This window comes from Phytobacter massiliensis JC163, assembly GCF_000321045.1.
GTDB lineage: Bacteria > Pseudomonadota > Gammaproteobacteria > Enterobacterales > Enterobacteriaceae > Phytobacter_A > Phytobacter_A massiliensis.
In genome coordinates, this window is record NZ_HE578945.1 from 552,798 (window position 1) to 572,322 (window position 19,525).

General features: G+C 58.6%; 22 protein-coding genes and 1 riboswitch. Of the genes, 4 read left to right on the top strand and 18 right to left on the bottom strand.

Annotated elements, in window-relative coordinates:
- Nucleotides 1-2 precede the first annotated feature (2 nt).
- From pduU to pduA, 18 genes are read right to left on the bottom strand one after another with little or no spacing between them, the layout of a single operon-like run.
- Nucleotides 3-353: a propanediol utilization microcompartment protein PduU gene (gene pduU / locus ENTHG_RS02765; RefSeq protein WP_041851920.1), complete on the bottom strand. Its 351-nt coding sequence runs from the start codon at nucleotides 351-353 to the stop codon at nucleotides 3-5.
- Complete coding sequence (gene pduT / locus ENTHG_RS02770) at nucleotides 353-907, bottom strand: propanediol utilization microcompartment protein PduT (RefSeq protein WP_044173225.1); 555 nt, start codon at nucleotides 905-907, stop codon at nucleotides 353-355. Before pduT ends, pduU begins: the two co-directional genes overlap by 1 nt.
- Nucleotides 908-909: 2 nt before the next feature.
- A complete protein-coding gene (locus tag ENTHG_RS02775; RefSeq protein WP_052332688.1) occupies nucleotides 910-2,262 on the bottom strand; it encodes a 4Fe-4S dicluster domain-containing protein in 1,353 nt (450 codons plus the stop codon).
- A gap of 14 nt (nucleotides 2,263-2,276) precedes the next feature.
- Nucleotides 2,277-3,389, bottom strand: coding sequence for a 1-propanol dehydrogenase PduQ (locus ENTHG_RS02780; RefSeq protein WP_044173230.1), 1,113 nt, complete (start codon nucleotides 3,387-3,389; stop codon nucleotides 2,277-2,279).
- Nucleotides 3,390-3,400: 11 nt separating this feature from the next.
- Nucleotides 3,401-4,792, bottom strand: a complete 1,392-nt coding sequence (gene pduP / locus ENTHG_RS02785) for a CoA-acylating propionaldehyde dehydrogenase PduP (RefSeq protein ID WP_044173232.1) — start codon at nucleotides 4,790-4,792, stop codon at nucleotides 3,401-3,403.
- Entirely contained in the window at nucleotides 4,792-5,796 is a 1,005-nt protein-coding gene (gene pduO / locus ENTHG_RS02790) for a two-domain cob(I)yrinic acid a,c-diamide adenosyltransferase PduO (protein WP_044173233.1), read from the bottom strand. The genes pduP and pduO overlap by 1 nt, the downstream gene beginning before the upstream one ends.
- A gap of 9 nt (nucleotides 5,797-5,805) precedes the next feature.
- Entirely contained in the window at nucleotides 5,806-6,081 is a 276-nt protein-coding gene (gene pduN / locus ENTHG_RS02795; RefSeq protein ID WP_044173235.1) for a propanediol utilization microcompartment protein PduN, read from the bottom strand.
- 3 nt (nucleotides 6,082-6,084) lie between these two features.
- On the bottom strand, nucleotides 6,085-6,576 hold the full coding sequence (pduM, locus tag ENTHG_RS02800) for a microcompartment protein PduM (RefSeq protein WP_044173237.1): 492 nt from the start codon (nucleotides 6,574-6,576) through the stop codon (nucleotides 6,085-6,087).
- Entirely contained in the window at nucleotides 6,573-7,205 is a 633-nt protein-coding gene (locus ENTHG_RS02805; protein ID WP_044173239.1) for a phosphate propanoyltransferase, read from the bottom strand. The genes pduM and ENTHG_RS02805 overlap by 4 nt, the downstream gene beginning before the upstream one ends.
- 2 nt (nucleotides 7,206-7,207) lie before the next feature.
- On the bottom strand, nucleotides 7,208-7,708 hold the full coding sequence (locus ENTHG_RS02810; protein ID WP_044173241.1) for a BMC domain-containing protein: 501 nt from the start codon (nucleotides 7,706-7,708) through the stop codon (nucleotides 7,208-7,210).
- Between the two features lie 22 nt (nucleotides 7,709-7,730).
- The gene (gene pduJ / locus ENTHG_RS02815; RefSeq protein ID WP_004853788.1) at nucleotides 7,731-8,006 is read right to left on the bottom strand and encodes a propanediol utilization microcompartment protein PduJ; all 276 of its coding nucleotides are present in this window, start codon (nucleotides 8,004-8,006) and stop codon (nucleotides 7,731-7,733) included.
- 32 nt (nucleotides 8,007-8,038) lie between these two features.
- Nucleotides 8,039-8,377 carry a glycerol dehydratase reactivase beta/small subunit family protein gene (locus tag ENTHG_RS02820; RefSeq protein WP_044173245.1) on the bottom strand — a complete coding sequence of 113 codons (339 nt, stop codon included), beginning with the start codon at nucleotides 8,375-8,377 and terminating at the stop codon, nucleotides 8,039-8,041.
- On the bottom strand, nucleotides 8,367-10,199 hold the full coding sequence (locus ENTHG_RS02825; RefSeq protein ID WP_044173247.1) for a diol dehydratase reactivase subunit alpha: 1,833 nt from the start codon (nucleotides 10,197-10,199) through the stop codon (nucleotides 8,367-8,369). Before ENTHG_RS02825 ends, ENTHG_RS02820 begins: the two co-directional genes overlap by 11 nt.
- A gap of 14 nt (nucleotides 10,200-10,213) precedes the next feature.
- Nucleotides 10,214-10,741 (bottom strand): propanediol dehydratase small subunit PduE, encoded by a 528-nt coding sequence (pduE, locus tag ENTHG_RS02830; RefSeq protein WP_044173249.1) that lies wholly within the window; start codon nucleotides 10,739-10,741, stop codon nucleotides 10,214-10,216.
- Between the two features lie 12 nt (nucleotides 10,742-10,753).
- A complete protein-coding gene (gene pduD, locus ENTHG_RS02835) occupies nucleotides 10,754-11,425 on the bottom strand; it encodes a propanediol dehydratase medium subunit PduD (RefSeq protein WP_044173251.1) in 672 nt (223 codons plus the stop codon).
- Between the two features lie 10 nt (nucleotides 11,426-11,435).
- On the bottom strand, nucleotides 11,436-13,100 hold the full coding sequence (pduC, locus tag ENTHG_RS02840; protein ID WP_044173253.1) for a propanediol dehydratase large subunit PduC: 1,665 nt from the start codon (nucleotides 13,098-13,100) through the stop codon (nucleotides 11,436-11,438).
- A gap of 18 nt (nucleotides 13,101-13,118) precedes the next feature.
- A complete protein-coding gene (gene pduB / locus ENTHG_RS02845; protein WP_044173255.1) occupies nucleotides 13,119-13,931 on the bottom strand; it encodes a propanediol utilization microcompartment protein PduB in 813 nt (270 codons plus the stop codon).
- Nucleotides 13,928-14,212, bottom strand: a complete 285-nt coding sequence (gene pduA, locus ENTHG_RS02850) for a propanediol utilization microcompartment protein PduA (RefSeq protein WP_041851904.1) — start codon at nucleotides 14,210-14,212, stop codon at nucleotides 13,928-13,930. The genes pduB and pduA overlap by 4 nt, the downstream gene beginning before the upstream one ends.
- Before the next feature lie 531 nt (nucleotides 14,213-14,743).
- Between pduA and ENTHG_RS02855 the strand changes: the two genes are divergently transcribed.
- The 4 genes from ENTHG_RS02855 to cbiB all read left to right on the top strand — a co-directional run bounded on the left by ENTHG_RS02855 (nucleotide 14,744) and on the right by cbiB (nucleotide 19,521).
- Complete coding sequence (locus ENTHG_RS02855) at nucleotides 14,744-15,553, top strand: MIP/aquaporin family protein (protein WP_044173258.1); 810 nt, start codon at nucleotides 14,744-14,746, stop codon at nucleotides 15,551-15,553.
- Between the two features lie 224 nt (nucleotides 15,554-15,777).
- On the top strand, nucleotides 15,778-16,689 hold the full coding sequence (gene pocR, locus ENTHG_RS02860; RefSeq protein ID WP_044173261.1) for a transcriptional regulator PocR: 912 nt from the start codon (nucleotides 15,778-15,780) through the stop codon (nucleotides 16,687-16,689).
- Nucleotides 16,690-16,903: 214 nt separating this feature from the next.
- A riboswitch (cobalamin riboswitch) is annotated at nucleotides 16,904-17,082 on the top strand.
- Nucleotides 17,083-17,182: 100 nt separating this feature from the next.
- Nucleotides 17,183-18,562 carry a cobyrinic acid a,c-diamide synthase CobB gene (locus ENTHG_RS02865; protein ID WP_044173263.1) on the top strand — a complete coding sequence of 460 codons (1,380 nt, stop codon included), beginning with the start codon at nucleotides 17,183-17,185 and terminating at the stop codon, nucleotides 18,560-18,562.
- Nucleotides 18,559-19,521 (top strand): adenosylcobinamide-phosphate synthase CbiB, encoded by a 963-nt coding sequence (gene cbiB, locus ENTHG_RS02870; RefSeq protein WP_044173266.1) that lies wholly within the window; start codon nucleotides 18,559-18,561, stop codon nucleotides 19,519-19,521. The genes ENTHG_RS02865 and cbiB overlap by 4 nt, the downstream gene beginning before the upstream one ends.
- Nucleotides 19,522-19,525 lie beyond the last annotated feature (4 nt).

A 19,525-nucleotide genomic window follows, 5' to 3' on the forward strand; every position in this document is an offset into this window, starting at 1 on the left:
CATCAGGTCCGCGTCACCTGGCAGGTGGTAAAGTGCAGCATTTCACCCAGCGAACGGGTCACCTGGCGCAGCGCGTACTCCACCGACGAGACATCGCCGGTCAGCACCACCGCGCCGGTAAAGCGGTCGATAAAGCCGATCTCGACCGCCCCGGATTTGGTGGCGATATCGCAGGCGATAATCGACGCTTCGCTGGGAGTAATGGTCAAAATACCAATGGCGGAGGCCGTTTCGCTCAGGCCCAGCTTCTTATAGAGATCTTTACCGGGGTTGGCGATGAGATGGGCCAGCGTTACCTGCTTACCGGGCACGTACTCCTGAATCATGCGTTCCGTACTGCGTTGCGTCTCCATTAACCCTCCACCATCTGTCGCCACATCGCCTCGTGCGGACGCGGGATAACCGAGCGATAAACCAGCAGGCCTTTCTCTCCGGCGCTTTCGCTGGCGACGGTAACGGCATTTTCAACGTCGGAGATATCGCCCGTGACCACCATGTAACACTTGCCGCCGATGCCGAAGGCCATATGCACACGTACCAGCGTAACGTTGGCCGCTTTGACCGCTTTGTCAGCCGCGCTGACGCAGGCGGCGACGCTCCATGTTTCAACAATGCCGACCGCCTGGCGCGTCTCAACGGGGTTCAGCCCGCTAATGGCGGGGAGGACGCTGGCGTGGATGTTCGGCAGCACCAGGCTGTCCACCAGCATTTCTCCTGCCTGACTGTCGCCGGTGGCAATCGCCTGCTGTACGGCGCCGACATCGCCGCCGATCATCACCAAAAACTTGCCGGGGCAGAGCGTTTTACTGACCAGCAGCTTAACGTTGGCGCTTTTAAGCATGGCGTCGCCCAGCTCCATGCCCTTTGCGATGCTGGTAAGTTCTAGTATTCCAATAGCCTGTGACATGGTTATCCTCGTACAACTGTAATAGCCTGGTCCGTCACCGAGGCGACAACGCCATCGATACTGGCATGAAGCGGCGCGCCCAGCGCCTCTGGCGGAATGTCGGCAATGCACTGCCCCCGGCTCACCCGATCGCCCGCTTTCACGCAAGGCACCGCGGGCGCGCCGATATGCTGACGCAGCAGCAGCTCCACGCGGGAAGGCGCGATGTCGCTCTGTATCATCGGTGCGTCCTGATACCACTCACGCAGGCCGAGTTTGCTGATAAGGCGTTTCACCGGCGTCAGGCGGTAGCGCGCCATCTCATCCGCCTCGCGAAGCGGCCCTGTATAGCGCGCGCCGCTGGCGCGCAGTTCGCGCTTCAACAGTCGGTTGACCCGCATAGGCGAGATGCCCACCGGGCAGGCGACGCTTTCGCAGACGTTGCACTCGGAACAGGTCAGTGCGCTGAGCAGGGTTTGCGGCGTGGCGACATTCTGGTAGTTAACGGCGCGTACCAGCAGATGCGGTGAAAGCTCATGGCCAATCAGATGGCGCGGACAGAGATCGGTACATAACCGGCACTGTTCGCAGACGGTCCGGGCGATGGTCAGCACCGTGCGGTCATCCTGCAGGCGGCGCTGGATCAGCGGGTGCGACTCAGGCAGCACCAGCAGCCCGCCGGTGGTTTTCGTTACCGGCGCGTCAATAGAGGGAATAAGGCCGCCCATCATCGGGCCGCCGTTAATAAAACCTGGCTTATCCACGGTGGCGCCGCCCGCCAGGGCCAGCACCTCGCGCAGCGGCATACCCAGCGGCACGGTAACCGTGAGCGGGTGACGCACCGCGCCGTTAACCGTCAGGGTGCGCCGCGTCACCGGGTACTGCTGCTCAACGGCGCGGGCAATGTTGAGCACCGTCTGCACATTGTTGACAACCACGCCAACGCTGACCGGCAGCGCGGCAGGCGGCACGCGACGCCCGGTCGCCAGCCAGATAGTGATCACTTCATCCCCGGCGGGATAGACATCCGGCAGAATATGTAAGCGGATCTGGCCGGGAAGAAGGGGGGTGAGCGCCTCAATCGCCGCGTGATACTTCTCTTTGAGCGCGATAATGCCCTCAGTAGCGCCGGTCGCCCGCATACCGTAGAGCACGCCGCGTACCAGCCGCGCCGCCTGCTGCGCCATCAGCTGCTGGTCGACCTTGAGCATCGGCTCGCATTCGGCGGCGTTCACTAAGAAGATCTCTACCTGCGCCTGAAGTTTGACGTGGGTAGGGAAACCGGCTCCGCCCGCGCCCACCACGCCCGCTGCGCGTACGCGTTCGCGTATCGCTTCGGCGCTGGCGCTGTGGATCTCTCCCGGAGGATTTAACAAAACCGCAGCTTCACTCACAGTAAGCCCTCCAGCAGATGACGGATATCCTCAGCGCTTGCCGGGCGCGGTGTGGTTTTCAGCGTGACATCCGCCAGCGCGGCGGCAACCATTGCCGGAATACGTTCGCGGAACTGACGGGCATCGACTTTCAGCGCTGCGGCAAAGGGCGGCACGTCGCACTGCTGGCGCAGCTGTTCAACCTGACGAATCAGCGAGCCGGTGGCGATCTGCTCATTCGCCCCGGACGGGCAAAAATGGCAGGCTTTGGCGAGCCGCGCATAGCGCTTCGCCGCCCGCGCGTCTCCGGCGTTAAAGCAGATCACCGAGGGCAGCAGAACCGCATTCGCCAGGCCGTGCGGCAGGTGAAACTGGCCGCCAAGCTGGTGGGCGATAGCGTGGTTAATGCCCAGGCCCGCCTGGCTAAACGCCATCCCGGCGAGGGTTGACGCGTTGTGCATTTTGCCCCGGGTCGCCAGACAGTCGCCCTTGCGCACGGCAACGGGCAGATACTGGAATACCAGCTGTGTAGCCTTTTCCGCCAGCGCGTCGGTGAAGTCGCTGGCATGGGGCGAAACATAGGCCTCCAGCGCATGCGTCAGCACGTCCATGCCGGTATTGGCGGTGATGGCTGGCGGTACGCTCACCACCAGCGCCGGGTCCAGAATGGCAATATCCGGATAGAGCGCATTGTCAAATAACGGGTATTTGATGCCCTTGTCCGGATCGCTGATGACACAGGCGCTGGTCACCTCCGAGCCGGTGCCGCTGGTGGTGGGGATCGCCACACAGGTTTCGATATTGACTCCCTGCTGCTTGCTGAACCAGACTATCGCTTTTGCCGCATCCAGCGCGGACCCGCCGCCGAAGCCAATCACCACCTGCGGCCTGATGGCATGCATCTGTTTGATGCCTTCCACCACCGTTGCAATCGTCGGGTCAGGGGTGATATCGCTAAACACGCTGACCTGGTTGTCTGCCGGAATGGCCTGGCGCAGCATCTCAATCAGCGGCGAACGGGCGAGAAACCCGTCGCAGATCACCCAGATATGCTTGTTGCGAAAACGCTTGAGAACATCAAGGCTTCCCGCTCCGCTGTAGAGCCGCGTTTGCAGCGAAAATCTGTTCATAGCCACCTCGCTTAGCGGATAGAGAATCCATTGGTCAATACACAGCGGCGCGAGCGGGCAAAGGTCTTCGCGGATGTTGTCCCTTCGCCGGTCGGCGTGGCGATAGTAAAGGTGGTAAAGCCTTCGCCGCCGACGCCGATCCCGGCATAAGAGGGGCCGTTCTTAACGAAAATGGAGGTTTGCAGCCGTCTTGCCGCCAGGTTCAGGCGGGAGACGTTTTGCGAGTGCATCACGGCGGTGTGGTGTAACCCTTCTTCCACAACCAGCGCCAGGGCGAGGGCCGCGTCGAAATCTTTCACCCGCACGACCGGCAGCACCGGCATAAGCTGCTCTGCCGTGACCAGCGGATCGTCGCCCGCTACTTCGGCAATAAGCAGGCGCGGCGCTTTGGGCGGTACGCTCAGGCCAGCAGCCTGCAGAATGACCGCCGGGCTTTTGCCGACCAGTTTTTTATTGGCGACGCCGTCGTGAATACAGGCCGCGCGCAGCTTATCGATGTCGCTGCCGGTAATGCGCAGCGCGCCGAAGGCCTGCATCTGCTGCACCAGACGATCCGCCACGCACTCAACCACAATCAGGCTCTTTTCTGCGATACAGGGCAGGTTGTAATCAAATGATGCGCCGTTAATGATGTCTTCTGCGGCTTTAACCAGATCGGCGGTTTCGTCAACGATGCACGGCGGGTTGCCCGCGCCTGCGCCGACGACCTTCTTACCGCTCTTAAGCCCCATCAGCACGATCCCTGGCCCGCCGGTGATCGCCAGCAGGGCGATCTTCGGGTGCGCCATCATCTGCTGAGTGGCTTCAAAGGTAGGCTCGGCAACGGTCACCACCAGATTGCGAATTCCCGTGCTGCGAAACGCGATGTCTTCAATCATGCGGATCAGTTTCAGCGAAACTTTTTTCGCGCCAGGATGCGGGCTGAAATAGACGGTGTTGCCAGCCGCCAGCATGCTGATGCTGTTGTTGATAATGGTTTCTGTCGGGTTGGTGCTGGGGGCGACGGAGCCAATCACGCCAAACGGCGAGTATTCGAACAGCACCATGCCGCCATCGCCCGTCAGGGCAGTGGTGGTGAGATCTTCAATGCCCGGCGTGTTTTCCAGCGCCGCCTTGTTTTTAAGCAGTTTATCTTCTTTATTACCCATGCCGGTTTCGCTGGCGCTCTCTTCGGCAAGCGTGGCCAGGTGAGGAGCCAGTTCGTCACGAATGGCGCTGATAATGGCGCTGCGGGTTTTCAGCGGGCACTGCTGATAGCGTAAAAAGGCCTGATGCGCCGCATCAATCGCTTCCGCCGGGGTGGCGAAAACGCCTTTCTCACCGCCTGCCTGTTTCTCTTCCGTCGGGGAAAGCTGTTCGCTCAGAATGGTGCGAATAAGGGTTTCGAGTTCGGTCGGATTCATTATTTTTTTCCCATGTTGATCGCCGCGATTGCGGTCTGAGCAATATCCATGTCCTGTTCAACGGAGCCGCCGCTGATACCAAGACCACCAATAATTTCGCCGTCGCGCCAGAGGGGATAACCGCCGCCAAAGGTCACGACCTTGCCTTCCATGTGCGTATCAAGGCCATACAGCGGGCGTCCGGGTTGCACCGCGTCAGAAAGTTCATGCGTGGCCGATTTCATCGCCACCGCCGTCCAGGCTTTTTTGGGGGCCAGTTCACTGCTCACCAGCAGCGCGCCCGGCATCCGCCAGTTCAGCATGCCAATGCCCTGGGCATCCACCACGCTGATGACCACCGGAACATTGATGGCGTCGGCGTAAGTCAGGGCCGCTTTGGCAAGCTGATGAAGTTCATGAAAAGAGAGCGAGGCCGCGTTCGCTTTCGCCGTCAGGGGCTGCGTCGCGGCGCGATAACGGGCTGCCACTTCCGTAATCACTTTTTCCTGATGCGCCAGATGATCTTCCAGGCGCGCCAGGGCATAGAGACAGTCAGAGAGGCGGTTGATGTAGCGCATCAGAACCTGACGCACGTTCACCTGCTCGTTAAGCTCCACCAGCCGGCGCTCTGCTTTACGCGCAAGGGTGCGGGCAAAGTGCAGCCTGCTGGCGGATTCACTGCGCCCCGGCAGCACAAAGCTGTGCACATCCGGCACCACGGCCATGGCGTTGTCGATTGCCTGTTCAAGGGCGGCAATATCTTCGCTGCCGACGTAGCGCTGTTTCGGCGATGGCGCTTCGCTTTCCGTCGCCAGCTCCGCGCTAAACCAGAAAATACGCAGCTGGATCGCTTCGAGAATCGGCTGGCTTTGCGGCGCGCGAACGGCGCAGGCGCACAGGCTCAACGCCGAGTTCAGCTCATCCAGCGTGCCGTAAGTCTCTACCCGCGGGTGGGTCTTGCTGACGCGCTGTCCGCTAAACAGCGCGGTGGTTCCCGCGTCGCCGGTCCGGGTGTAAATAGCCATTCTTACTCCTTAACGCGACAGCGTATCGACGATGCCCACAACGGCCAGATCAATGGCTTCGTTCGGGCCGGAAAAGACATGTCTCGCGCTGGAACCGCTGCTGAGCAGCACCAGCTCCCCGACGCCAGCGCCCACGGAGTCGACGGCGACTTCATCGCCCTGGGTCGGGGAGGCGGGCAGTTCGCCATCTGCTGATACGCGACGCACCAGCAATAATTTTTTGCCCACCAGCGAGGATGATTTTTGTGTCGACACCACTGAGCCAGTAACCCTTGCGAGATGCATGATCTACTCCTGCTTCACGAGTCGTATGTGTTGCGAAACCACGGCTTCCCGCGCCAGCGCGGTGATAAGGGTCTTACGCGAGGTGACTAACCAGCACCCGCTCAGGCCGACAATATCCCGGTAGCTCAGAAGCCTGGATGTAAGGGCAATGACCGGCGTTCCTGTTTCATCGCTGAAGGTCAGGGGCAGTTTTGCCAGCGCTTTGAGAGGCAGGCTGCCAAGCAGGCGATGGTGGAGGGCGATCTCCACCTTCATTCCCAGCGCCAGCGCCTCGAACAGATGCGCCACCGCAGTGTTATCCCGATCCCCTTCGGCCAGATCGCGCAGGAAACAGAGATCCGTCTGCGTTACGCGAAGCTGGTCGTGAGTAAGGAATAAACGCATCGCGCTGGCATGGCGCAGCTCCTCCTGGCTCAGCTTGAGGAGATTCCCCTGCCGTGCCAGCAGGCGGGCGACGATGAGTTCCACAATGCGCTGCATCTGTTCGTTATTCATGGGCGCGCCACCAGTCTGGCCACTGCGTCGGGCGCGTCCGCGCCGGCGGCGTTGGCCTCGTCGGTATCGATATGCATCTCCAGCAGCATGCCGGGGGCAACGCGGATGGCGACATCATCGAAAATCAGCCGTCGGCCGCTGCTCTCGATGGCGACGCAGACGTTGTCGCCGTGGGCGACGCGCAGCACCAGCGCGTCCAGCGGCGACATGTGAATATGCCGCTGCGCAACGATCACCCCTGCTTCCAGCTCGATTTCGGCATAGGGACTGACCAGCTTAATCCCCGGTGTTCCCGCCAGGTTGCCGGACATTCGCAGCGGGGCGGCAACCCCAAGGGTGCGCGCATCGGTACGAGAAATCTCGACCTGGCTTGCGCCACGCAGCGGGCCAAGCAGACGCACATTTTTAAGCTGCCCTTTTGGCCCGACCAGGGTGACGGTTTGCTCCGCCGCGAAGAAGCCAGGCTGCAAGAGTGCTTTTTTTACGCTAACGGATTGCCCCGGAAATAACCGGTTGAAATCCTGCTGTGACAGATGGATATGTCGGTTCGATATACCCAGCGGGATAGGACGAGCGCGCATCTCGTCCAGCACCTGAGTGACAACATTTTCGACTAACTGCTTATCCATAATTATTCCCCTCGCTGACCGCTATGAATGCATAGCGAGCGCGGTTCCCCTTTTAAACGCGGGCATGCCGGGTCGAGACACAGATTGCAGGTGACGAGCTGCATGGCGTGTGGCGCAGCCGTCGCTTCTGCAATTGCCGTCTTTTCAGCCAGTGCCTCTTCTTCCACATGCTCCACCACATGTTCCACGATCGGTTCGCTGACGGGTAAGGGCGCGCTGTGGGTTATTTCCGCCTGCGGCGCAGGGGGCATAATGCCCTCGCCGGGACGGGCAATAACTTTTTGCGCCACCAGACCCTTGCGCGTTTGCGCAAAACTGGCGCCGGTGAGAATGGCCGACTGAACGGAGGCCACATCACCAGCGATTTTGATAACGGTCCAGCCTGAGCCATTGGTTTTTTCCATGCCCAGCAGCGTGATGGAAGCGGCTTTCGCCATAACATCCGCGCAACTAATGGCCAGCGCCAGACCGCTAACTTCGAGTAATCCCAGTGATTGCTTCACGCTGTGCTCCTTTATCCGCCGATCAGGCTGATTTCGGTAAAATGGCTTCGACGTCGCTGTGCGGGCGCGGGATCACGTGGCAGGATTTCACTTCGCCTACCGCGCTTGCCGCCGCAGAGCCTGCATCCACGGCCGCTTTAACCGCGCCGACATCGCCGCGAACCATCACGGTAACCAGACCAGAGCCAATTTTTTCGTAACCCACCAGCTGCACATTGGCGGACTTCACCATGGCATCGGCGGCTTCGATTGCACCCACCAGACCTTTTGTTTCAACCAGTCCCAATGCGTTGTTCATACTGCGTATCTCCTGTTTATGGATAAAAGTGGTTACCGGAACGGTATCCCCTTCACCAGTCTGGCGGCGTTGTTACCCGCGGCGCGCCGGGACTGGAGGTCTTCATTGAGCATCAGCGTAAAAAGCGGCGCTGATGCCGGTAAATTTCGGTAGTGAATCACCAGTTTCTGGCTGTCGCAGGCAAGGCCCACCAGCAGCGCTGACTGGTTTGCCGCCTGCCATGCGTGGGCGACAACGTCCGCCCCGGCGGCCTGCTGCCAGCGCCAGGGAATGCCTTCCTCTTCGATTCCCCACAGCACTTCCTGCCACTGCGCCTGGCAGTCGGCGAGGGCGGTAATGACGATGACCGGGCTCTCCTGGTTAATGTCCATTAGCGAACTCCTTCTGCCAGGAGAGAATCAGCCCGGTCGCCACTGCGTTACGCGGCCCTTCAACGCCGCGAATATTTCCCCGCCCGGCAACCAGCCGGAAATGGGCAAGGGCGTCGGTGACCAGCTGCGGCACTTCAAAATCCAGCGAGGAGCCGCCGACAAGCACCACAAAGGGGATGTCGCGGATATTTCCGGTAGGGCTTACCTGACGCAGCGCGCGCAGGGCGTTGGTCACGAACACGCGCTCTTTGGCGCTACGGCGAACCAGCCGTACTTTTTCCAGCGCCAGATCGCCGGGCAGGGGGACCAGTTCGTCAGGCTTCACCACGCAGACGCGGGCGAAGACGCTGGGGGGCAGGGGCGTCGGGAAAAACTGCACGCTGCCGTCCTCATGACGCAGGTGGAAAAGGCTTTCGACTTTAGCGAGAGGGTATTTTTTGATCTCCTCGGCCAGATACCGGTCGTCCAGCCCCAGCTCGCGGGCGATGATCATCGTGACCATGTCGCCTGCCCCTGCCAGATGGGTGGCGGTGATCTCTCCCTGCGGGTTGATAATGGAGGCGTCGGTCGAGCCCGCGCCAAGGTCGAGAATAGCCAGCGGCCGGGAGGTGCCCGGCGTCGTGAGCGCGCCGAAAATAGCGGCTTCGGCTTCCGCGCCGCCTACCTGCACTTCGACATGTAATTTTTGTTCGATTTCACGGGCGATCATCGCCATTTGCAGGCGGTCAGATTTCACCATCGAGGCGATGCCTACCGCCTGTTCCAGCGAGAACTCGCCCGCCAGGCCGCCCGTTACGTTGACCGGCACGGCGGTATCCACCGCCAGCAGATCCTGAATATAAACTTCGCTGCTCGGCTTGTTGGTCAGTTCCGCCATCGTCTGGCGAACGTGTTCCAGCATGCCGCCGATATTGGTTCCCGCCTCGCCGGTGACGTTATCCAGCGCCGGGCAGGCGTTGACCGCCTTCATGATGGCGTCCGCGCCTGCGGCCACATCGACGCGCACCGTCCGGCCGTTGGCGAGCAGTTCTATATTGCCCGCCGGAATAGAGCGTGCTTTCACATCACCGGATGGCGTCTTCACAACCACGGCGGAGCGGTTGCCGATAAGCGCTCTGGCCACCGGTACGATGTTGCGAGTCTCTTCCGCGCTCAGGGAGAAAACGGTGGCGATACCGTAAGGGTTGGAGAGGCTTTCGATAACTTTGCCAGGTACGGCAACCTCGACGGCCGCCAGCATGCCCATCGGAATACGCTCGATATAGAGCACTTCATCAACAATAGGAACCGGCCTTTCCAGCCGGTTATTGACCAGCACGCCATCGTCCCGCTGCAGGATGATGCCGTTGATCTGGTAGCCGGCCTGGGTGGCGGCGTTCACCATCTTTGCCACATCGGCAAAATCATAATTTGCCGAGACTACCAGGATGTAGGGTTTGTCCGATGAGCAGGTCAGCAGCTCATCGGGCGTAATAGTGACCCCAACGCCGAGGCCAGCGCCGCCCGGCGTTTTGGGGTTGTGACCAATCATTGTCGATTCGGTAATGATGGTTTCCGTAATGGTCTCCATCGCCACATCGCCGATGACCGGCGTCGCTTCGTTAATACGGATAAGCGAAATATCGCTGACAGAGATACCGGCACCCGCCACGACTTTATTCAGCGCTTCCTCAATGCCAAACACATTGCGCAGCGTGCCTTTAATGCCCGTCGTTTCCGCAAGCGCGCTGCTCACGATGTTGAGCGCGCCCGTTGCCTCCACTCTCGCCAGAGCCACTTCGGTTGACGAGTTACCAATGTCAATGCCAGCTATATAACGCATAGGTCATCCCTGTATTAATCGTCGCCTTTGAGTTTTTTACGTTCCACGTAAAGCGCTGCCGCCTCACGAACAAACGCCGCGCAGATTTTGGCTTTGTAGCGGCTTTCCAGATCCTCGGCGATGTCCAGCAGCTCCTGTTTGGTGGAGCGGTACGGGCGCAGCGCGTTATAGATTTCAAGGATGCGGTCATCCGGTACGGCGGTCAGCTCTGCGGCACGCTCGAAGTTCATCGCCAGCCGGTCGCGCCCGGCATCTTTGGCGATAGACGCCTGGATACGCAGGGTTTCCGGGGTGATGCGCATATCCTGAGCGGTGATTTTGCCGCTCAGAACGCTCTCAAGCGTTAGCTCATCCAGCGTTTTGTTGGTGGAGGTTTTCACCCACTCCGGGTGCTTGTTCGCCAGCGGGTAGTCGCTGACTTTGGCCTGGTGCGTCGTGCCGCCAGCCGGAGCCGGGGAGGTCGCCGGGGACGTTTCGCCCTGCAGGCTATTCATGCGGCTAAGCACATCACGAACCATTGATTCAATTGCATCAGCATTCATGGTGGTGTCCTTTTAAAGCGCAACGCGCAGCTCTTGCGGGTTTTTACCCGTCACGACATATTTGGTTTCTTTAATGTGCAGAATCGCGGACTTGGCCTGATATTTTGGCCGCGCCATCTGATCGTTCAGCGTCGGCACCGGCTGCGGCGATTCGCGTTTGGCGTACCGCGCGGCGTTTTTACCAATCTGCCGGTAGGTCTCCAGCGTCAGCAGGGGCGCCTGCGGGAACAGCTCCAGGTTAGAGAGCGGCGGCAATCCCTGCTGGTGGATAACGGTGGTGCCTTTGGACTGAATGCCAATGGAGATACCGGAGCCGCTCAGACGGTTGCCTTCAACCGCGACAAACGCCACGTCGGACGATTTAAAGCAGCGGATAACGCGCGCCTTGACGCCTTCTTCCTCAATGCCCGCAATCACTTCGCGCAGGATGCTCTTATGCGGCAGGCCGACGATGTTGACCGTTTGCGACAGGCCGAAAGCGGGGCCGACAGCAACGATCACTTCGTCCTGTTGCGTACCGGGCTTCGCCTCGCCGATTTCAGTCAGAAAGCCGCCATCGGCCGTTGCCGCAGGCTGGGGGGCGCTGGCAGGCTGGGCGTTAAATGACACTTTCTTATCGCTGGACTGCATCTCTACCAGCACGTCTTCGATAATCTGACGCAGCAATTTTTCGTTGATTTCCATCATTCACCCCTTAGCCCATTTCATTCGGATCAAGTGCGCCAGGGATATTTTTGATCTCTTCCCAGCGTTCACCCTGCAGGCGATAACCCGTTGCCGGACCGGCATAGTCGTTCACATCGTTAACCGCGGAAAGCACCAGCCCGTCGCCGACGATAATGGCGGAGGTATGCAGATAGTCGCCGGTCAGCTTGGCTTTCTGAATGTTGAGCATGTCCTGAGCGACATCTTTGAAGCCGCCCTGCGCCAGCGCTTTTACCACTTCCAGACCGTTACGGTTTTTGTTGATGATCTCCTGCGCGAACTTGATATCTTCAACGATGTTGCGTTCCGGCATGTCTTTGGAGCCGTGCGCGTAGGTCGCGGCCTCCACTTCTTCATCGGTGATAGGCGGCAGGCCCATACCGGCGAAGACGGCCTGCAGGGCGCGTGCGGCTTTGTTACGGATGGCAATGACGTCTTCTTCGCGTACTGGACGCAGGCCGCCGTCAACTTTCAGGTCGCGCTGAATGACGTTGTAGTCATCGAAGTCTTCGGCGTCTTCGTTCGAGCCCGCGAACATGTTGTCGTAGTTCGGCACGGCGGAATAACCGGAGGAGATGAAGTCGGTGCCCGGCAGGAACTGCATCAGCAGGCGCGCGGTACGGCGCATATCCGAGTGGGTAAAGGTCTGGTCGTTACTGGAGGCGCACTCAAGATCCAGCGCGGCGCAGATCAGGTTTTCTGCCAGAATCGCACGAATACCCGACGGCACAGCAGAAGGTACGCCGACGCAGCTTACAGAACCGTTTTGCAGCCCCTGAACGCCCGCCGCTTTGGTGATGTAGATGCAGCGCGCTTCCAGATAGAGCATGGATTTGCCCTCGGCGTAGCCCATCTGCACCTCGGAGCCGGAGCCGGAGGTGAAGCGCATTTTCAGGCCGCGAGAGGCGTAAGAAGAGGCAAGGAAACCTTTTGACCAGGGGGTGTCATCACCGTCGGTGAAGACGGGCTCAGTACCGTACACGGAGATGGTTTCCGCGTAGCAGGTGTGGCCCAGCATCCCCAGCTTCAGCTCGGTGGCTTCTTCCAGCGAACATTGGGTCAGCACGCCCGGACGCCCGACCTGGGAGCCAACCAGCAGCGCGATAGCGTTGAACGGCGCGTAGCGGGCGACGGCGACGGTGGTTTCCTGTTCGTCAAAACCACGGAATGCGCCTTCGGCGGCGTCGGCCGCAATCTGCACCGGGTTATCTTTAACGTTAGTCACGTGCGCCTGCTGTGATGGCGTCCGACGCGCGCGCATTTTCTGCATCGACATCATCATCTCAACCACGTTCATGTGCGATACCACTTCGACGATTTTCGCCGGGGTCATCGCGGTGGTCAGCGGCACGATATCGCTGCGCTTAACGTTAGGATCGCAAAGCATATTGGCCAGCTTCACCGAGTCCATCGCCATTACCTCTTCAGCGCGGGCCAGGTTGATGCCGTAGCGAGCGATAAAGTGGTCAATCAGGTCAAACTGACTGGCGGGCTTGCCGTCCAGTTCGGTAACAACGCCGTCAACAATGCGAATAGAGGGTTTCGGATCGTTGGGGCTTTCCATCGCGATAAAGCCTTCTTCAATCCATTCTTTTACAAAGCCGTCCTGGTTAACGGGGCGTTTCGCCAGGGCTTCAAATCGTTTCGATCTCATGAAACAGCCTCTCTGTTATCAGATGTAGGACGGACGGTCGTTTTTCGGTTCCGCACCCATCGTGCCCAGTACGGTTTTGCCGATTTCACGCGCGGAAATGACCGCCTGGCGTACCGCGCCGGAGTCCCCTGAAATCACTAAAATGACTTCGTTACTAAAGCTGGTGCCTTTAGCCGGTGAGCTGTAGGCCACCACTTCCACGTTGGCCGATTTCAGTGCGGTATCGGCCATCAGTACCCCGATAGAGGCCGGTGCGCCGACAATCACCCCGCAGGAGCGGCCAACCGGCGCGCCGAAGGCTTTTTCCAGCGCGTAGCTGGCGCGAGCGGTATATTGCAATTCGATGTGGCCCGCTTCGTTGCCGTAGACATCGCCGAAGGTGCGATCCAGCTCTTTCAGTGCCACTTCGATGGCGCGTTTGACGTCGGAAACGTCATTACCGCCAAACAGGATCAGCGAGCCGTGGCCCGCGCCGCCTTTGGTATCGCGGGGAAGCTCAATGCTGATCACTTCGGTGTTGGTCGCTTTGACCGCTTCGTCCGCCGCCATGATGTGCGGGCCTGCGCCGGTGCGGGCGCCGAGGATGCCGATGGAGCGATAGCGCTTCTCAAGCTTCATTGCGTCAAGAAGGGCGCTGTCCACGTTGGCAATCACCAGACCTACCGTGTCGCCGATTGCTGTGCCGACAAATTCCGTTAAACTGCAGCTTTTTTCTGCCATAGCCGTCTCTCGTTGTGGATGGGTTACAGTGGGGGAGGCCGCAGGTGCCGGTGAGGACACTTTTGCGATCACCTGAGCCATGATCTGTTCCACCAGGTCATTGCTACTCATTGGCTAATTCCCTTGGGTAAGATTTTTTCTACGTCGGTGTGCGGGCGTGGGATAACGTGTACGGCTTTCACTTCACCCACCTGAGCGGCTGCCGCCGCGCCCGCGTCGGTTGCTGCCTTCACGGCGCCAACATCGCCGCGAACAATTACCGTCACCAGGCCAGAACCTATTTTTTCGTAGCCGACCAACATGACGTTGGCGGATTTCACCATTGCATCTGCCGCTTCAATTGCTGCGGTTAAGCCTTTGGTTTCCACCATTCCTAATGCTTCTTGTTGCATAATGACCTCGATAAGGTTGCGCTGATTTTTGGACTATACAAATAAGCGAGGAAAAAGAATGGCTGTCTTGAATTTGCATTCAAAACATCCTGGTGTAATAAAGGTAAAAAATTGCTTAAATTAAATGTATTTGTTTGATTTTAATGAGTTTATTAATATTTAGTGAATGGTAAATTCTTGCTATGTCAATTTCATATTTACATTTTTGAGGGTGACTTTATTTTTTCTCTGTGATATTTGCGCGGGCGAGGTTCATTCTGTGAGCAAGGCTATAAAACAGCACAACAAAAATCGCAATAATTTGTTATTTGCCGCCGCTCCCCATTTCTTTATTTATTACCGCCAGCCACCAGGTGCAGCCCTTTTCAATGACAAAATAGTGTTATCGAGAAGCGACTTTTTTGGCGTTTTTATCGCGAGGATGCCAACACTTTTCGCCGGGTCATTTCTATAGTGGGCGCGCTGTACCCTTACCCTACTGCCAGCTTCAGGCGTGCTGGTGTGAATGTGACTCAACCTGGAAGATGACATATGAATGATTCACTTAAGGCGCAATGTATTGCCGAGTTTTTAGGCACAGGCCTGTTTATGTTTTTTGGGATCGGATGCCTGTGCGCCATGAAAGTTGCCGGAGTGACGCTTGGATGGTGGGAAATTTGCATCATCTGGGGGTTGGGCATTTCACTGGCGGTCTATCTCACCGCAGGGGTGTCCGGGGCGCACCTGAACCCGGTGGTGACCATCGCGTTATGGCTTTTCGCCTGTTTTCCCGTGCGTAAAGTCGTGCCGTACATCATTTCGCAAATAGCCGGCGCGTGCGGCGGTGCGACGATAGTTTATCTGCTCTACTATAGCGTGTTTATCGACTATGAAACCGCCCACAACCTGGTGCGGGGAAGCGCGGAGAGCCTGCAGCTGGCGGGTCTGTTTACCACGTACGCGGCTCCGGCGTTAAGTATCTGGCAGGCGGCGCTGGTGGAAATGGTGATCACCTCCATCTTCATGTGCATGATCATGGCGTTAACTGACGATGGCAACGGGGTGCCGCGTGGCCCTCTGGCGCCGCTGTTGATCGGTATTCTGGTGGCGGTTATTGGCGCGTCTCTTGGGCCGCTAACCGGGTTCGCCATGAATCCGGCCCGTGACTTCGGTCCGAAAATTTTCCTCTACTTTGCTGGCTGGGGCGACATCGCCTTTACGGGCGGACGCGAAATTCCTTATTTCCTGGTGCCGATGTTTGCCACCGTTATCGGGGGATGCGCGGGGGCGGCCTGCTATCGTTATCTGATCGGTAAAAATCTGCCGTGCAACGCGTGCAAACTTGAGGAAACTGAAAACTAAGGCCTGTTCAAAATAGTCTGTTGCAATAAATGCCTGTGTGAAAATTATTTCGTGATCTGCTTTCACGAAAGCGTTAAATCGTCTCCCAGCGATGGGAGACTTTTGTTATCTTAATTTCGATTTCCAGTCATTCCGCGCCGATCATTGCCAGGAAATATGAATGACATGTAAACAAAGTCGGTTTGTTTATAACAATAAATTAAAATTAACTGAGAGGTTTTATCATGATTTCAGCGAGTGCCCTGAACTCGGAACTCATAAATAAAATCGCCCAGGATTTTGCACAAGCCACCGGTCTGGCCGTTGTTGTCGTTAATATCCACGGCGAAGAAATTTCCGAGCTTTTCAATTTTACCCCTTTTTGCCAGCGTATGCGGCAACACCCGCAGCTGAGCGCCCGCTGCCGAATGAGCGACCGCTGCGGCGGTTTTGAAGCCTCAAAATCAAACCAGCCCTGCGTCTATCGCTGCCACGCCGGGCTGACGGACTTTTCCATTCCGCTGGTTATCGCAGGGCACCTGGTCGGCTTTGTATTGTGTGGGCAGGTGCGTCTGCGTAACGGCGATGATGTCGAACTGGTGAATATTTTAAGCACCGACGATCGCTGGCAGGCCGACCCGAAGCTGATGGACGATTACATGAACGTCCCGGAAATGGACTACTCGCGGGTCATCGCCTCAGCGGATCTGCTCAAACTGATTGTCGAAAATTGCCTTAAAAAACAGCTCAATTTTGTGGTGATTAAAGACCAGCAGCAGGCGCAGGAGGCAGGGCGCGTCAGCCGCAGTCAGGGGCCGCACGACAGCAAAATGAAAAAGGCGCTGCGCTACATTGACGCCCATCTGTCCGATGAGCTGCGCCTTGAAGACGTTGCGGCGCATGTCTATCTCAGCCCTTACTACTTCAGTAAACTGTTCAAAAAATATCAGGGCATTGGTTTTAACGCCTGGGTTAATCGCCAGCGCATGGCAAGCGCGAAAGAGATGCTTTGCCATAGCGACTGGAGTATTGCCAGCATTGCGCGTAATTTGGGTTTTTCGCAGACCAGCTATTTTTGCAAGGTATTTCGCCAGACTTATCAGGTCACGCCGCAGGCATTTCGCCTGCAGAATAATGAAAAGTATGACGGCGATTAAATTTCCGATGACAATAATTTGTTATCCGCGGATATTAAAAAACAGGTGTGAATGCCCGGATAACAAGCACTAAGCCAGGATGCCAGACAATAAATTGTTATAGCGCAACAAATTATTGCCAGTCCAGGAATAAACTGAACCAGTTTTTATTTCCCTGATGCGTTAGATTGCTTTCAGGGAAAAAGGCACCGCAGGCACTATTGCGGCGCGAAACGAAAAAATTTAGCTATCAGGTTTTGCCGCAAACTCTTGCGGCTGGGAAGGGGGTGTGAATCCCCCGCAGCCCCCGCTGCTGTGATGCTGACGACCCCGTGATACCACTGATCGCAAGATTGGGAAGGGCGGGCGAGGATGACGCTAAGCCAGAAGACCGGCCTGATGGCAACTCTCAACAACTTCGGTGGGAAGTGGGTTGCTCAGAAGCGTACAGTGATAGCACTGGGACTACGCACAGCCTGGCACAACCTTTCCACCCTGAACGGGGCTACAGGGTATGTCTGACGGGCGCAGCGCCTTTATTCTTGCCGGAACCGGAAGCGGCTGTGGGAAAACCACCGTCACGCTTGGGTTACTCAGCGCATTGCAGCGGCGCGGCAAGCGGGTACAGCCTTTTAAAGTCGGCCCGGATTACCTTGATACCGCCTGGCACACCGCGCTGACCGGCGTTGCCTCGCGCAATCTGGACAGCTTTATGCTGCCCGCCTCCACCCTGAACATGCTATTCAACCGCCAGATGCAAGCCGCTGATGTCGGCGTGATTGAAGGGGTGATGGGCCTCTACGATGGCTACGGCATCAACCCTGACTATTGCAGCAGCGCCGCGCTGGCAAAACAGCTCGGCGTTCCGGTCATTCTGCTGGTAGACGGCAAAGCGGTCTCCACCTCTCTTGCCGCCACGGTCATGGGGTTTATGCATTTTGATCCCGCCCTGCGCATCGCTGGCGTTATCGTTAACCGCGTCAACAGCGATAGCCACTACCAGCTTCTTAAGCAGGCCATTGAACGCTACTGCGGCATTCCCGCGCTGGGGTATATCCCGGCAGTCTCAGACGTGGCGCTGCCCGAGCGCCACCTTGGGCTGGTTACCGCCCGCGAATCACAGATAGACACCCCCTGCTGGCACACGTTTGCCGACCGTATCGAGCAGACGCTGAATATCGACCTGCTGCTTTCCCTCACGGCCCTGAACGAACTTCCTGTGGGGGAATGCCCCGCCATGCCCGCGCCTGATGCCGGGAAGGGGCTTACTCTCGCGCTGGCGGACGACGAAGCGTTTAATTTTTACTACCCCGATAACCTACAGTTGCTGGAAGAGGCAGGCGTGCGCATCGTGCGTTTCAGCCCCCTGCATGACGCCGCGCTGCCCGACTGCCAGATGCTGTGGCTTGGCGGCGGCTATCCGGAACTGCACGCCCGCGCTTTAAGCAGTAATACAGCGATGCTCGACGCCATACGTCAGGCACACCGGCGCGGCGTGGCTATCTATGCCGAGTGCGGCGGCCTGATGTACCTCGGCTCGACATTACGCACCGCCGACGGCGAAACCTGGCCCATGGCGGATATCATTCCCGGCCATAGCGAGATGGGTAAACGGCTTACCCGTTTTGGCTACTGTGAGGCCACGGCGCAGCAGTCCACGCTGCTGGCCGAACGCGGGGAAACGCTGCGCGGTCACGAGTTTCACTATTCCGATTTTACCCCCCGCTGCGACGCCGTAATGGCGTGCCGCAAAACCCGCGACGGTAAAGAGCTGGCCCGCTGGGCAGGCGGCTGGCAGGTGGGCAGTGCCTACGCCAGCTACCTGCATCTCCATTTTGCCCAGCGCCCGCTGATGCTTGAGCGTTGGTTTACTGCGGCCAGGAGTGCGCTATGACGCTGCTTGCCTGGTTTGTCGCAGGGTTTCTTGACCGCCTGCTGGGCGACCCGCCGCACTGGCCGCATCCGATACGCTGGATCGGCGCGCTGATTACCCTTACCCAGCGTGCTGTTCGCCGCGTCTGCCGCACCGATACCGCGCTGCGCATCGGCGGCGGCGTGATGTGGCTGGTGGTGGTCGGCGCGACCTGGGGCGCGGCATGGGGCGTGCTGGCGCTGGCAAACGCGATTCACCCCTGGCTCGGCTGGTGCATTGAGGTGTGGATGATCTACACCCTGCTGGCGGCCCGTAGCCTGGCGGACGCCGCCCGCGAGGTTGAGCGGGCATTGCGACACGGCACGCTGGCGGAAAGCCGGGAAAAGCTGTCGTGGATTGTCGGGCGCGACACCTGGGACCTGCAGCCGCCGCAAATCACCCGCGCGGTGGTAGAGACGGTGGCGGAAAACAGCGTCGATGGCGTTATCGCGCCGCTCTTCTTTTTGTTGCTCGGCGGCGCGCCGCTGGCAATGGCCTACAAAGCGGTAAACACCCTCGACTCGATGGTTGGCTATAAGAACGAAAAGTATCGCGCTATGGGTATGGTCAGCGCCCGGCTGGACGATGTCGCCAACTTTATTCCCGCCCGGCTTAGCTGGCTGCTGCTGACCGTTGCGGCGTGGCTGTGCCGCCTCGACGCCGCCGCCGCGCTGCGCATCGGCTGGCGGGATCGTTATAACCACAGCAGCCCAAACTGCGCCTGGCCGGAGGCCACCGTCGCCGGGGCGCTGGGCGTGCGTCTCGGCGGGCCTAATGATTACTTCGGCCAGCGCGTCGAAAAGCCCTGGATTGGTGACGACAAGCGCGCCATTCACGTTGATGACATTACGCAGACAATCCGGCTGATGTGGACGGCGTCCACCCTCGCGCTGGCGCTGTTTGCAATCGTGCACGTTTCGCTGGCAGGAGCAGCAATCTGATGAA

Bases quoted from the DNA above. Each gene is read 5' to 3' on its own strand.
- pduU (WP_041851920.1), bottom strand. From the start codon at position 353: ATGGAGACGCAACGCAGTACGGAACGCATGATTCAGGAGTACGTGCCC.
- pduT (WP_044173225.1), bottom strand. From the start codon at position 907: ATGTCACAGGCTATTGGAATACTAGAACTTACCAGCATCGCAAAGGGC.
- ENTHG_RS02780 (WP_044173230.1), bottom strand. From the start codon at position 3,389: ATGAACAGATTTTCGCTGCAAACGCGGCTCTACAGCGGAGCGGGAAGC.
- pduP (WP_044173232.1), bottom strand. From the start codon at position 4,792: ATGAATCCGACCGAACTCGAAACCCTTATTCGCACCATTCTGAGCGAA.
- pduO (WP_044173233.1), bottom strand. From the start codon at position 5,796: ATGGCTATTTACACCCGGACCGGCGACGCGGGAACCACCGCGCTGTTT.
- pduN (WP_044173235.1), bottom strand. From the start codon at position 6,081: ATGCATCTCGCAAGGGTTACTGGCTCAGTGGTGTCGACACAAAAATCA.
- pduM (WP_044173237.1), bottom strand. From the start codon at position 6,576: ATGAATAACGAACAGATGCAGCGCATTGTGGAACTCATCGTCGCCCGC.
- ENTHG_RS02805 (WP_044173239.1), bottom strand. From the start codon at position 7,205: ATGGATAAGCAGTTAGTCGAAAATGTTGTCACTCAGGTGCTGGACGAG.
- pduJ (WP_004853788.1), bottom strand. From the start codon at position 8,006: ATGAACAACGCATTGGGACTGGTTGAAACAAAAGGTCTGGTGGGTGCA.
- ENTHG_RS02820 (WP_044173245.1), bottom strand. From the start codon at position 8,377: ATGGACATTAACCAGGAGAGCCCGGTCATCGTCATTACCGCCCTCGCC.
- ENTHG_RS02825 (WP_044173247.1), bottom strand. From the start codon at position 10,199: ATGCGTTATATAGCTGGCATTGACATTGGTAACTCGTCAACCGAAGTG.
- pduE (WP_044173249.1), bottom strand. From the start codon at position 10,741: ATGAATGCTGATGCAATTGAATCAATGGTTCGTGATGTGCTTAGCCGC.
- pduD (WP_044173251.1), bottom strand. From the start codon at position 11,425: ATGGAAATCAACGAAAAATTGCTGCGTCAGATTATCGAAGACGTGCTG.
- pduC (WP_044173253.1), bottom strand. From the start codon at position 13,100: ATGAGATCGAAACGATTTGAAGCCCTGGCGAAACGCCCCGTTAACCAG.
- pduB (WP_044173255.1), bottom strand. From the start codon at position 13,931: ATGAGTAGCAATGACCTGGTGGAACAGATCATGGCTCAGGTGATCGCA.
- pduA (WP_041851904.1), bottom strand. From the start codon at position 14,212: ATGCAACAAGAAGCATTAGGAATGGTGGAAACCAAAGGCTTAACCGCA.
- ENTHG_RS02855 (WP_044173258.1), top strand. From the start codon at position 14,744: ATGAATGATTCACTTAAGGCGCAATGTATTGCCGAGTTTTTAGGCACA.
- pocR (WP_044173261.1), top strand. From the start codon at position 15,778: ATGATTTCAGCGAGTGCCCTGAACTCGGAACTCATAAATAAAATCGCC.
- ENTHG_RS02865 (WP_044173263.1), top strand. From the start codon at position 17,183: ATGTCTGACGGGCGCAGCGCCTTTATTCTTGCCGGAACCGGAAGCGGC.
- cbiB (WP_044173266.1), top strand. From the start codon at position 18,559: ATGACGCTGCTTGCCTGGTTTGTCGCAGGGTTTCTTGACCGCCTGCTG.